A 13335-nucleotide genomic window follows, 5' to 3' on the forward strand; every position below is an offset into this window, starting at 1 on the left:
TCTTATAATTAGAGGGTTAGTTTTTTATTCAAGTATATTTATTTAGTCTACATTAAGTCCAGCAATTTTGGCCATTTCAATAATTGATTGTCTAGATACTTTCTTTCCATAATAGTCAATTAAATCATCCATATTGCCAGTGAATATATCAGCAGGCTGATATTTCTTAAGTATGATTTGTTCATTATCGACATAAATTTCAAGAGCATCTTTTTCTTTAATATCAAAATTCCTACGTATTTCAATTGGTAAAGTTATTCTACCTAATTCATCAAGTTTTCTAACAATTCCTGTTGATTTCATAATATTTCCCCCTCAAACCGTTATGTTTATCCTATATAAGAATAACACAAAAGGTAATAAGTGTCAATAAAATGGATAATCTTGTAAATATAATCTTTTTTTGACGAATATTATAAAGTAAGTATTATTTATCATCTTTAACGCAAATAATAATATATATAATGTTGAAATATAGGAATAAAGAAGGTATAGTTAAAGAAGTAATAATTATCTAGAATCTATCAAAGGAGAACGTAAAATGGAATATAGTATTTTTGATATTATTGGACCAGTAATGATTGGACCTTCCAGTTCACATACTGCTGGGGCAGCCAAAATTGGTTATATTGCTAGAGAAATTTTTGGTAAGGAAGTAAGTGAAGTAAGATTTTATCTTCATGGATCATTTGCAAAAACTTATTTAGGGCATGGTACTGATAAAGCACTGTTATCAGGAGTAATGGGTTTTCTTCCAGATGATGAAAGACTTAGAAATGCATATGAGATAGCTGAGAAAAAGGGAATCAAGTATAAATTCAATTCAAAAGATTTAGGAGATGTTCATCCTAACACGGTAAGGATTAATATGTTTTCAAAAGACGGTCATGAAATGATGGTAATGGGTTCCTCTATTGGCGGAGGTAAAGTTTCCATTATAAAAATAAATGATTTTGATGTTGATTTCAATGGAGAATATACTACGTTGATTACAAAACATCTAGATAGACCTGGAGTAATGGCAGCTATTACATCAATCTTAGCTAAAGATAGGGTTAATATTGCATTTATGAAGTTATACAGAGATGCTAAAGGAGATTATGCCAGACTTATTTTAGAATCTGATGAAGAGATTGAAATGTGTGTACTAGAGGATATTAAAAAAATAGATTATGTAGATGATGTAACTAAAATAGATAAGTTAAAACTATAATATCAATGACTTGAAAAGGGTGAGGTAATGAATTATAAAAATGGGAAAGAGCTATTAGCAATATGTAAAGAAAAGAATCTGGCAATATATGATGTAGCAATTTTAAATGAAAGTATTAATAGCTCTCTAACTAAAGAGGAAATATATAATGCAATGAAAAATAATCTAGATATAATGAAAAATTCAATTGAAAAGGGTCTTGATGAAAAGGAAAAGAATATAAAGGGCTTTATGATCGGCGGGGAAGCAAAAAAGTTAAAAAGATTCTATGAAAACAATAAATCCATATGTGGAAAAACAATGTCCAAAGCTATTAGTTATGCTCTTAGTGTAATGGAAGTAAATGTTTCTATGGGGAGAATCGTAGCTTGTCCTACAGCAGGTTCATGTGGAGTATTACCAGCGGTACTTTTAGCTGTACAAGAAAAATTTGACCTAGATGAAGAAACTGTTGTAAAGGGATTATTAACTTCTAGTGCGGTAGGTATTATCATTGGTAAGAATGCTTGTCTATCAGGAGCAGAAGGGGGATGTCAAGCTGAGGTAGGGTCTGCATCAGCAATGGTAGCAGCAGCAATTGTGGAGATGCTGGGAGGAACACCGGAACAAGCCTTGAATGCATCAGCGATTGCACTTAAAAACCTAATGGGGCTGATTTGTGACCCTGTGGCAGGTCTTGTAGAAGCTCCATGTGCAAAAAGAAATGCTATAGGTACTTCTAATGCTATGATTTCAGCAGAAATGACTCTAGCTGGTATCAAAAGTGTAATACCATTTGACGAGGTAGTCATAGCTATGGGAAAAGTAGGGAAAATGCTGCCAGTCAATCTTAGAGAAACAGCAGAAGGTGGTATAGCAACTACACCTACAGGTAGAAAATTGAGAAAGAAAATATTTGGGGAAGATAAAATAAACTAATTTTAATATAGAGTTATCCATTTACGTTTTGCATTAATGAAAAAGGGGTATTAGCTTCCAATTATTGCTAGACTATGTATTATTGGATAACTCTATTTTTTATGCTATAGGAAAGATTCCATAACTGATTAGAATATATAAAGAAAATTATTAAATATTTTATTAAAATTAACGTAACTTTTTATGGATTTATTCGTATTAATTATAGAGCATGTTTAACATAGGAATTATAATAATTATTATATGAATATCTTGGAGGCAAATAACTTGGAAATTAATGTTGAATTACTAAAGCAAGGTGATAATAATGAGTTCGAGAGTTTTGTACATAACTATAGATTATCAGCTGAAAATTTCGCAATGAACATAGTGCATGATAATTATTTGGCACAAGATATAGTACAAGATAGTTTTGCAAAATTATATGTATATAGAGATAAAATTGATAAGAATAAATCTATAAAATCTTACTTTTTCTCAATTATAAGGAATAAGGCGATAGATCATATTAGAAAAAGTAAAAGAGAGATGTCCCTCGAATTTGAAATAATAAATTGTTCATCCCCAGAAAATATAATACTCAAACAAGAAAGAAATGAGCTTATAAATGAGACTATAAACAGGCTTAAACCCATACAACGATATGCAATATATTTATATGTATATGAAAATCTTAACTACAAAGAGATCGCATTAGTTCTAGGGAAGACGGAAAAACAGATAAAAGCTATAATATTTCGTGCACGTAAGAAACTAAAAACTAAAATTAATAGTATCAATTGACTGATATTAATATAAGGAATGAGAGATAAATATAGGAGTTGATTATATGGAAAATAATCATAATGATTATGTGGAGCAGGTTTGGAAAAAAGTAAGATGGATGGAATATGAAAGGATTCAAAAAGATAAAGCAGAGTTAGCTTCCAAGTTGATTAAACAAAGAGAAAGAAAAGTAAAGCTTAAGCTGTTTGGATGTTTTTCATTGATTATTATGGTTTTCATCATTTTATTTAAATTTGATTTAACTGTTATTTTATCAGGGGGAGCAGTACTATTCATTGTAGCTTTATATTATGAAAATATTATTGAAAGAAAAATATACAGGAGGATTATAGATGAAAATATGTATTAGAGATTTGAATAAAAGTTATAGTGATAAACAAGTACTCAATAATATTAACCTGGAACTAGAAAATGGCATGCATGGTCTACTTGGACCTAATGGAGCAGGAAAAACAACACTTATGAGAATTCTAACAACTTTATTACCTAAGACTTCAGGAGAAATTACTTATGATGGTATAAAAGTTGAGAATAAAAAAGAAGTAAGAAAAATAATAGGATATTTACCACAAGAATTTTCTTTATATCCCAATATGTCAGTATATGAAACTGTAGAATATTTTTATTTGTTATCAGATATAAAACCTACAAAATCAAAGATATTATGTTTGTTAGAAGAAGTACATCTTGAAACTTGTAGAAAACTTAAGGTAAAAGCATTATCCGGAGGTATGAAAAGAAGACTTGGTATTGCAATAGCTCTTATAAATGACCCAAAAGTATTAATTGTAGATGAACCAACAGCAGGACTGGATCCAGAAGAAAGAATAAGATTCCGTAATTTATTATCGGATTTTAGTAAAGATAAAGTTATTATATTATCTACCCATATCGTTGAAGATATAGCGTTAAGCTGTAGAAGTCTAACAGTAATAAAAGAAGGTAATATCAAATATAGTGGGAAAGTTAGTGATTTCATCAAGATTGGTAAAAATAAGGTTTGGAAATTTCCTATTGAAATTGATAAGCTGGATGAAATTAAAAAGGAATATTTAGTTGTTTCAACTGTATTAGAAGAAGATAGGGCGAACTTGAAAATTATCTCCCAGATTAAACCAAAAGGTGCTGAACCTGTTAATCCTACTTTAGAAGATGCTTACATGAGTTTGATGCAGGAGGTAGATGAAAATGTTCTGGAAATTGGTTAATAAAGAAATTAAATATCAATTGAAAAGTATTACCTTTGGTATTTTCTGCGTTTTTGTAGTTTTATTTTATATTACTCAATTTGTTGGAGATATCAATATGGAAGAAGTATATACTAATTCTCCACGAGATTTATTAGTAGAAGGTAGTGTCTATTATAAAAGCAATCTAGAAGATGAGTCTAGTATAGGTTTTAATCAAAAATTAGATATGTTACATAATTTATTAGAGAATGATGTGAAAAATAAAAGCTTTGTAGTTTTATCAGAACTGTCTGTAGTTGAGATAGAAGAATTGAACAATGAACAGTTAGAGGTAGTATCAATTATAAAAAAACAAATAGAAGAGAAAGATATATCAGAGCAAGAATATCATAATATATTACAACAGGTTCATAATGAGCTTGGACATATAAACATGTATGAAGATGATAAAATCAAAAATCTAGCAGCAAAGAAAGTATTGTTTGAAGAAACTCTTAAAAGAGAAGAAGAGATAAGGAAATCAGAAAAAGTTACAGGTTCTTATGCAAGGTTGTTTGCTGATTACATAGGAATTGCTGTAGGATTCTTTTCTGTTTTTATAGCAGCTTTCTCCTTGATTAGAGATAGGAAATATAAAGCTTATGAGATTATTTATACAAAAAAAATATCTTCAATAAAATATGTTATAAGTAAATATATAGGAAATGTTTTATTAATGATGATTGTCGTATTGATATTAGCAGGTTATTCAACTATAGATTTCGCAAATCATTATGATAAGATTGATTATTTTGCTTTCATTAAAATATCAATAACCTGGATTTTGCCAACAATAATGATTGTAACTTCATTGGCATATATATTACAGGTTGCCTTTGGAAATGGTATATTACCAATAATAGTTCAATTTATTTATTGGAATTACAGTGTACCATTTAGCAGCAGCCAATACAATGTTAGTAAATATATGATTCGATATAATTATGTATCTACATTATCTGAATATCAAAAGGTAGCTAATGATATCATATTCAATAGGATAGTTATAACATTTATTTCTATAGTATTGTTGGTTGGAGCCATATGGATATTCGAGAAGAAAAGAGGTAATATCTGTGGGAAAAATTAAACATACGGCAGGGATATTAAGCTTTAACATAAAGACTCTTCCCAAAGGGATATTAATATTCTGTGTTTCATATACTATCATAATTATCTTTGCATTAAATGTGTCACATACTCTTAATTTCTCACCAATTCATCTTGGAGAATATTTATTGACACCATTAGGAGTATTATTATTCACTCATTTGGCTGGATTTGAAAAAGAGATTAGAGTGTATGAATTAACCTATATAAAAAAAGTACCACATTGTATAATTGTTATATCACGGGTTATTTCCTATATGATTAGTATGTATTTGGTTATATTGATTGTATTTGGCATTGAGAAAGTATTTGGAGCAGAGTTTGTTTTTGTTCATTGTGTTAATGGCAGTTTTATAACTGCATTATATCTAGGGGTTATAGGTATGATTTCAGCTTATCTTACAGGTCAGAGATCAGTAGGGTATATTATACCTTTTGTCTATTATATGCTTGATATGTTCACATTTGGTAGATATACAGGGGGTTTATATCTATTTAGCATGTTAAATGATGATTTTGGTATTAAGATTAATTTGTTAATTGCCTCGGTAGTTATGTTAATCTTATTCTTCATATATCTGTACAAAAAACTATAAAACAATAAGATATTAATTTAGGTGTATATTGAAATAAAGCATACTTTTATTGCATATAAATAGGTAAAAGATTGTATATGGAGTAAGGTATGCTTAATTATTTATGGGCATTTATGATATTGATAGGAGTAATATTCGGTGCATTCAATGGGAAAATGGGTGAAGTAACAGAAGCAGCTATAGAATCATCAAAAGAAGCTGTTAGCTTATGTATTATGTTGGTCGGAGTAGTGGCTATGTGGACTGGACTTATGAAAATTGCAGAAAAGGCTGGGCTTATTAAAGGCTTAACAAAAAAGATGAGACCTATACTCAGATTTTTATTTCCAAAGGTACCTGATAATCATCCAGCACAGAGATATATTGCTACTAATATTATAGCTAACATGCTTGGACTAGGTTGGGGAGCTACACCTCCAGGCTTGAAAGCAATGGAAGAATTGCAGAAGTTAAATAAGGATAAGAGTATAGCTAGTACAGCAATGTGTACATTTTTAATAATAAATATTTCCTCTGTTCAATTAATATCAGTTAACATATTGGCTTATCGTGCCCAATATGGTTCAGAAAATCCAGCAGAAATCATAGGACCTTCCATATTAGCGACAATTATATCTACTTTGGTAGGAGTTATATTTGCAAAAATAATGATGAAGGTGAGTAAAAAATGAAAATTGTCCTTATGATTTCGGATTTTATGATTCCACTTATATTTGTTCTAATTATAGGTTATGGGTTATTGAATAATGTCAAAGTATATGATACATTCATAATTGGAGCCAAGGAAGGTTTTAAGATTGTTTTACAGATTATGCCTACATTGATTGGGCTAATGGTGGCTGTTGGGATACTTAGAGCATCAGGTTTTTTAGATGTGCTTACCAATGTTTTGACTCCAATAACAAGTAAGATACATTTTCCTTCCGAATTAGTACCAATAGCATTAATGCGAACAGTATCATCCTCAGCTACTACAGGGTTAATACTGGATCTATTCAAGACATATGGTCCAGATTCTCTTATTGGGAGAATGACATCTGTTATGATGGGTTGTACAGAAACTGTTTTTTATACTTTATCAATATATTTTATGACAGTTAAAATCAAGAAAACCAGATATACGTTGACAGGAGCTTTACTAGTTAGTCTAGCTGGTATAATTGCATCAGTAATAATAACTTATAGTGTTTTTGGTAATTAAGTAGTATTTTAATATATTAAAATAGGGGTATTTAAAGGAATAATTGAATAAAGCTCTGCTGCTTGATTAGAGTACATACGTATACAACCATTACTAGCTCTTGTACCAACAGACCAGGGTTTATTAGTTCCATGTATTCCATAAATACCCCAAGGAACACTTAGCTGCATGAAATGTCCGCCGAATTGGTCACCCCATAACCCTTTTTTTATTATTTTCCAAGAACCTTTTGGAGTTGGGGTAGATGGTTTACCAATAGCTACTGGATAATGCTTGATAACCCTATCATTACTTAATAATTTTAGGATTCTATTTTTTAATACAATCTCAATGGAGAATGGATTGTCCTTTTCATCTGGAATAATAATGATATCTCCAACTTTTAGGGTATCTGGATTAGTTATATTATTAGCATAAATAATACTTTTTAAAGGAGTTTTATATTGATAGCTTATCTTTGCTAATGTATCACCTGATTTAATAGTATATTTCATTGAATCACCTTATAAATAATTATAATAAATATTATGTTATAAGTAATGAGATTGTGTTAGGTGTGTAAGCTGTTATTTAATTACTGGAAGTATTTTTGTTTGCGAGCATCTTAAAGATATTTTTTATATGGAAAGTTGAGCCGGAATCGAATTTTGGTGTTACTACATCACAATTTTTACACATTTGATGAAGACTTCTATCCTTCAACATCATTTTCCTAAGGTTTTGATATTTTTCCCCTCTCCAAATATCTATAAGTTTTTCTTTTGTTAGGTCTCCCATAGTAATTTTACCAGTTGCATCATTACAACATAGACTTAATTTGCCATCAGGGCGTACAACTACTTGTTCAAAAGGATACATACAGGATGATTTCAGCTTGAACTTATTATTTGTACGATTATTTGCTTGTCCACCTCTATTGGTCAATACTTCAGTTTCTTTTCTAAGATAGATGAAGACTTTGCAGGCAGATGGATTCTTTTCATTATAGCTGTCGATTATTTTAACCTTCTCATTGGCTTCTAATAGGTCATTGTAATTATCGATTATTAATTTATCTAGATATTTCCTGATCTCTATAAATTTTTCAATAGTCAGTAATGAACCATTAGTGAATAAATATAGCTCTGCATTAGGTAAAGCTTCTCTTGAGCGTTTTAATAAATCAATCAACCGTTTATCCAATAATGGTTCATTATTAGAATATAATCCAAAACTACCAGAATAATTTATTTCACCCAGTTGTGTAATGATAGAAGTAAATAGGGATTCATCCATTATTTTAAAAGGTCTAGGGTCATTGTGTTTATTGACAGGGCAAAAAGCACAGCTGCCATTACATCTATTGATTGTTTCAACCTCAATAGTTTGAAAGACAGGAAATTCCTTCATAGAAACATATTTCTTAGCTAATTTTTTACTTTTATGGGTAAAAAGGCGATCAAAAATAACTACACTTTTTGGTAGTATATGTTTCTCCAATGCCTTAGGACATTTTTTTTCTAAGTAAGATTTAATCTTACCCACACCATTTTTATATGGATTTAATATCATGATATTTCTCCCTTCATCAAAAAAATCTAGTGGATTATAAGTTTATTATTATCAGTTAGACATTATATGAAAAAACTCCCCTATTTTTCTAGTCCTATTTAATGATAGTTAATCTAGTTATTAAATAAAAAAAGCAGTATATATATTATATGTAAAATAAGAACGAAAAATAATTTAAAATGGCCATTTTTATTGACTTCGACAGTTTAACTGATTATACATAGAATTGGATATAATATAAGTAAAGAATTGAAATGAAACTATAATATAAATAGCTAAAATGAGGAGTATTGTTAAAATGATAGATGGGAAAGAATATGTGCATTTACATGTTCATACTGAATATAGTCTAGGTCAAGCTACTTGCAGACTGGAGAAACTTTTTCAAAAAGTAAAGTTAATGAATATGAAAGCCTTAGCTATTACAGATATAAACTCTATAAATGGTGTTATTAGATTTTTACAGTTGGCTAAAGCATATGATATACGTCCTATTATTGGATGTGAATTAAGTGTTGGAAAAGAAGAAAACTTAGTATTGCTGGCTGTTTCATATAAAGGATATGAACAAATACTAAGATGGATTAATTTCGGATTTTCATTACAGCAATTTTCTAAAGGTGAAATTATTGCATTAAGTGGTGGAATAAGAGGTAGTATTTATCAATTATTAAAGGAAAAAAAACGTTATCTAGCCAAAAGGATGGTTCAAAAATATATTGATTCGTTTGGTAATGGAAATTTCTATCTAGAGATCCAAAACCATTTTTTTGAGGATGATGATATTGTGATACAAGAAACTATAAATCTTTCAAAAGAAATGGATGTTCCAGTTGTTGCTACTCATAATATTCATTATCTGGAGCCTGAAGATGCAGTCGAATTAAATATTATTAGAAATGATAAGGGTATAAATATATCAAAAACTGGTCCTTTTTATTTTCCATCCCAAGAGGAAATGAGTGAGAAGTTTTGGAGATTTCCTAATTCAATTCACAATACGTATGTTATTGCAAAACGTTGTAACTATAAAGATTACCATGATATAAATCAGCATACAAGTTATCCTTTTCTAAATTCTAGGAATCATGATAGTTATCTTAAAAAATTATGTTTTGAAGGATTATATAAATATTTTGATTTTACAGAATTAAGTTGTAAGGAACAGGCTAAAATTATAGGAAGATTGAATTATGAGCTAAATATAATCAGTAGAAGAAAATTGAGCCCCTATTTCCTTATAGTATGGGATATAGTTAATTTTGCACGAAAAAGAAAAATTTCTATTGGACCTGGGAGAGGTTCATCTACTGGTAGTCTGGTAGCATTTTTACTTGGTATTACACAAGTAAATCCTATTTTGTATAAATTATCTTTTGAACGTTTTTTAAGCCTAGATCGTAGCGATATACCTGATATAGATATAGATGTTTGTCGGAGAAGAAGAAATGAAATCTTAGAGTATTTAAAGAAAAAATATGGAAATGATAAGGTAGTACATCTGGGTGTTTGTAATACTTTTGGTACACGAGGTTCCATTCGGAAGGCAGGAGAGTTTCTTAATCTAAAAAAACAACAAATAGATGTTATTGCAAGTCTTCTTCCTGCTTTTAGCGGTACAGGTGGTCTTCGTCATTGCCTAGAAACTTTACCTGAACTAAAAAAACTTCCAGTTGACAAAGAGCCGTATAAATCTTTATTTCATTTCGCACAAAAAATAGAAGGATTACCTAATAATTATTCTAGCCATCCATCAGCTGTTTTAATAGGTGATAGATTACCTTTTCTCATTCCTATTAAATTAAGAAATGATGGAGATTCTATTACTACTTTTAATAAAGAAGATATAAAAGAACTTGGTTTATTAAAATATGATTTACTTGGTTTAAGGAATTTAACTATAATTGATGACACTCTTGGTACAATATTAAAAGAAAAAGGTAAAGAGCTTCGTGTAGAGAATATAGGTCTAAATGATAAAGAAACATTTTTAGCACTTAAAGCTGGGAATACTTTAGGATGTTTCCAATTAGAGAGTATGGGCATACGCTATTTATTAAGAAAAATGCAACCTAAAACTATTGAAGAACTTGCAATTTTATTGGCTCTATATCGTCCAGGAGCTTGGAAAGAAGGTATAATAGATACTTATCTTAAAAGAAGAGATGGAAAAGAAAAATATAATTATATCTTATCTCAGATGGAAGATATATTATCTTCTACTTATGGATTAATAATATACCAAGAACAGGTTATGGATATTGCTCATGTAATTGCAGGATATTCTATGGGAGAGGCAGATATCCTGAGACGTGTATTGGCAAAAAAACATTTATATTCTATAGAGGAGTATAAGAAAAAATTTATTCTAGGAGCTTCAAAAAAAGGCTATAAAAAGCAACAAGCTCTTAGAGTATTTAATTTCTTAGAAAGGTTTTCTGGCTATAGTTTTAACAAAGCACATAGTATTTCATATGCCTATATATCCTATTGGACGGTCTATCTAAAGACTCACTATCCAAAAGAATATATGGCTTCTTTGCTAAGCTTACAAGGTGGGTATTTTGACAGACGTGTTTACATCAGAGAAGTTAAAAAAATGGGAATAACTTTGTTATGTCCTGATGTCAATAAAAGTGGAATAGGATTTCAGGTAGAAAAGCAGGGTATCCGTGTTGGAATGGATGCTATAAAAGGATCTGGAGCTAATGCAGTATCTTCCCTTATACACTGTCGAAAAGATGGTAAGTTTATTTCTTTTGAAGATTTTCTTACAAGAATACAAAGATATCAAGTTAATAGATCAGTGCTAAAAGTATGGGTTTTTGTAGGTGCTTGCGATAATTTAGATAATAATAGAAAAAAGATGATTAATTTATTGACATCACCTCAAATTAATATTTTTGAATACCTAACTGAAGACATAGATAAGGATTATTCACAAAAACAGAAGGGAAAGCTGGAAAAAGAATATTTAGGCTATTCATTAAAGAAAGTAGCAACTTATAATATCAAACATTTCTTAAATAAGTACAGGATTATACCCATAGAAAATTTATGGAATACTACTAACAACAAACGGGTAAGAATTGCAGGAGCAATTATTCATTTAAGGAGACAACCTACAAAAACAGGGGAATATCTTTTAATCATAGTGTTACAGGATCATTCTGAAATGGTAGAAATATTAGTTTATCCAAAAACATATGAAATGTACTTATATGAATTAAACCCTCAGGGCATAATAGTAGAGGGCATCCTAACAAATTTAGATACAAGATTATATGTAAAAGCTGAAAAAATAAAGGGATTAGGAGGATAATTATGTTTTATGTTGGAACAGCAGGATACAGTTATGAAGATTGGAAAGGGATATATTATCCAGAGGATTTAGATAAAAAAGAATATCTTGGGTTTTATGCTAAGGAGTTTGATTTTACAGAAGTGAACTCAACTTATTATAAAATGCCTAATAAATTTATGTTATATCATATGCAGAAGAAAACGCCTGATAATTTTCAATTTGTTATTAAGGCTCATAGAGGTTTGACTCATAAAAGAGAGGATAATGATAAACTATTTAATGAATTTAGAGAAGCCTTACAACCACTCATTGAAGTAGATAAACTTGGTTGTATTTTGGCTCAGTTTCCAACTAGTTTTCGTAATAGAGATGAGAATAGGGATTATTTAAGAGATTTTAGAGAACGAATGGGAGATATTCCTATAGTTATTGAATTTCGCCATGAAGAATGGATTGATGATAGAGTTTTTGACCTATTAGAAGAGGAACATTTAGGTTATGTGTGTGTTGATGAACCTCAGTTCAAAACATTAGTTCCTCCTACAGTATGGGCAACTAGTGATATTGGTTATGTTAGATTTCATGGTCGAAATTATAAGAAATGGTGGCACCATGAAAAGACACATGAAAGATATGATTACCTTTATTCAAAGGGCGAACTAGAGGATTGGGTTCCTCATATTTTAAAACTTTCTTCAAAGACCAAAAAAACTTTTGTAAGCATGAATAATCATTATCGTGCTCAAGCTGTAATAAATGGTAGAATGTTACGTAAAATGATTGAAAAGGAGGTTGTATTAACATGATGCTAATGGATGAAAAAGTTAATCTAAATATAGTAAATGATCTTAACTCATTAGAAAAAAAATGTATGGAGACATTTATACCAGATGAGGGAGAACGGGTTGTATTCGGAGAAGGACCTGCAAATGCAAAATTTATGTTAATTGGAGAGGCTCCTGGGGCACATGAGGCAAAGATTGGAAGAGCTTTTATAGGTAACGCAGGAAAAATATTAAATAGATATTTAGAAGAATCAGATATCCACAGAGAATTAGCTTATATTACAAATGTTGTAAAAGTAAGACCACCAGGAAATAGAACACCTAAAAAATCTGAAGTAAATGAATCACTTCCTTTTTTACAAAGACAAATTGAATTGATTAAACCACAAGTAGTTGTTTGTCTTGGTCGTATAGCTGTTCAGGCAATTATCAATCCAAAGGCAAAGATAACAGAAATTCGTGGGGTATGGCAACAAATAAAAAATATACAAATAATGCCTACTTATCACCCCAGCGTTGTTTTCCATGACGAGATTAAGAAAGAATTACTAAAAAAAGATCTATTTGAAGTAGGAAAAATTTTGAAAAAATTATTATAACAGTTATAACCAAGCTTAGTTAATTATTAATATTTTACTTATT

Annotated in this window: 15 protein-coding genes; 12 read left to right on the top strand and 3 right to left on the bottom strand. The window is 29.9% G+C overall.

Annotated features, from left to right (window positions below; genetic code table 11):
- Positions 1-42 precede the first annotated feature (42 nt).
- Positions 43-303, bottom strand: a complete 261-nt coding sequence (locus AACQ14_RS02255) for an AbrB/MazE/SpoVT family DNA-binding domain-containing protein (protein ID WP_113672991.1) — start codon at positions 301-303, stop codon at positions 43-45.
- A gap of 238 nt (positions 304-541) precedes the next feature.
- On the opposite strand from AACQ14_RS02255, the gene sdaAB reads away from it, so the two are divergent.
- From sdaAB to AACQ14_RS02300, 9 genes are all read left to right on the top strand, one after another.
- On the top strand, positions 542-1213 hold the full coding sequence (sdaAB, locus tag AACQ14_RS02260) for an L-serine ammonia-lyase, iron-sulfur-dependent subunit beta (RefSeq protein WP_339361938.1): 672 nt from the start codon (positions 542-544) through the stop codon (positions 1211-1213).
- 27 nt (positions 1214-1240) lie between these two features.
- Positions 1241-2131 (top strand): L-serine ammonia-lyase, iron-sulfur-dependent, subunit alpha, encoded by an 891-nt coding sequence (sdaAA, locus tag AACQ14_RS02265; protein WP_339361939.1) that lies wholly within the window; start codon positions 1241-1243, stop codon positions 2129-2131.
- Between the two features lie 267 nt (positions 2132-2398).
- Complete coding sequence (locus tag AACQ14_RS02270) at positions 2399-2914, top strand: RNA polymerase sigma factor (RefSeq protein ID WP_339361940.1); 516 nt, start codon at positions 2399-2401, stop codon at positions 2912-2914.
- Between the two features lie 46 nt (positions 2915-2960).
- Complete coding sequence (locus tag AACQ14_RS02275) at positions 2961-3266, top strand: hypothetical protein (protein ID WP_339361941.1); 306 nt, start codon at positions 2961-2963, stop codon at positions 3264-3266.
- Positions 3250-4125, top strand: a complete 876-nt coding sequence (locus AACQ14_RS02280; RefSeq protein ID WP_339361942.1) for an ABC transporter ATP-binding protein — start codon at positions 3250-3252, stop codon at positions 4123-4125. The genes AACQ14_RS02275 and AACQ14_RS02280 overlap by 17 nt, the downstream gene beginning before the upstream one ends.
- Positions 4106-5236: an ABC transporter permease gene (locus tag AACQ14_RS02285; RefSeq protein ID WP_339361943.1), complete on the top strand. Its 1131-nt coding sequence runs from the start codon at positions 4106-4108 to the stop codon at positions 5234-5236. The genes AACQ14_RS02280 and AACQ14_RS02285 overlap by 20 nt, the downstream gene beginning before the upstream one ends.
- Positions 5223-5852: a hypothetical protein gene (locus AACQ14_RS02290; RefSeq protein WP_339361944.1), complete on the top strand. Its 630-nt coding sequence runs from the start codon at positions 5223-5225 to the stop codon at positions 5850-5852. Before AACQ14_RS02285 ends, AACQ14_RS02290 begins: the two co-directional genes overlap by 14 nt.
- Before the next feature lie 89 nt (positions 5853-5941).
- A complete protein-coding gene (locus tag AACQ14_RS02295) occupies positions 5942-6523 on the top strand; it encodes a nucleoside recognition protein (RefSeq protein ID WP_339361945.1) in 582 nt (193 codons plus the stop codon).
- On the top strand, positions 6520-7053 hold the full coding sequence (locus tag AACQ14_RS02300; protein WP_339361946.1) for a spore maturation protein: 534 nt from the start codon (positions 6520-6522) through the stop codon (positions 7051-7053). Before AACQ14_RS02295 ends, AACQ14_RS02300 begins: the two co-directional genes overlap by 4 nt.
- An 8-nt stretch (positions 7054-7061) precedes the next feature.
- Here the strand turns inward: AACQ14_RS02300 and AACQ14_RS02305 are convergent, their stop codons facing one another.
- Together AACQ14_RS02305 and AACQ14_RS02310 are read right to left on the bottom strand one after the other, a co-directional pair.
- Positions 7062-7547 carry a L,D-transpeptidase family protein gene (locus tag AACQ14_RS02305; protein WP_339361947.1) on the bottom strand — a complete coding sequence of 162 codons (486 nt, stop codon included), beginning with the start codon at positions 7545-7547 and terminating at the stop codon, positions 7062-7064.
- Between the two features lie 76 nt (positions 7548-7623).
- Positions 7624-8604, bottom strand: a complete 981-nt coding sequence (locus AACQ14_RS02310) for a radical SAM/SPASM domain-containing protein (RefSeq protein WP_339361948.1) — start codon at positions 8602-8604, stop codon at positions 7624-7626.
- A 298-nt stretch (positions 8605-8902) separates the two neighbouring features.
- Between AACQ14_RS02310 and AACQ14_RS02315 the strand changes: the two genes are divergently transcribed.
- From AACQ14_RS02315 to AACQ14_RS02325, 3 genes are read left to right on the top strand one after another with little or no spacing between them, the layout of a single operon-like run.
- Positions 8903-11926 (top strand): DNA polymerase III subunit alpha, encoded by a 3024-nt coding sequence (locus AACQ14_RS02315; protein WP_339361949.1) that lies wholly within the window; start codon positions 8903-8905, stop codon positions 11924-11926.
- 2 nt (positions 11927-11928) lie between these two features.
- Complete coding sequence (locus AACQ14_RS02320) at positions 11929-12714, top strand: DUF72 domain-containing protein (RefSeq protein WP_339361950.1); 786 nt, start codon at positions 11929-11931, stop codon at positions 12712-12714.
- On the top strand, positions 12711-13292 hold the full coding sequence (locus AACQ14_RS02325; protein WP_339361951.1) for a uracil-DNA glycosylase: 582 nt from the start codon (positions 12711-12713) through the stop codon (positions 13290-13292). The genes AACQ14_RS02320 and AACQ14_RS02325 overlap by 4 nt, the downstream gene beginning before the upstream one ends.
- Positions 13293-13335: the final 43 nt, after the last annotated feature.

It is taken from the genome of Vallitalea maricola (assembly GCF_036985595.1).
GTDB lineage: Bacteria > Bacillota > Clostridia > Lachnospirales > Vallitaleaceae > Vallitalea > Vallitalea maricola.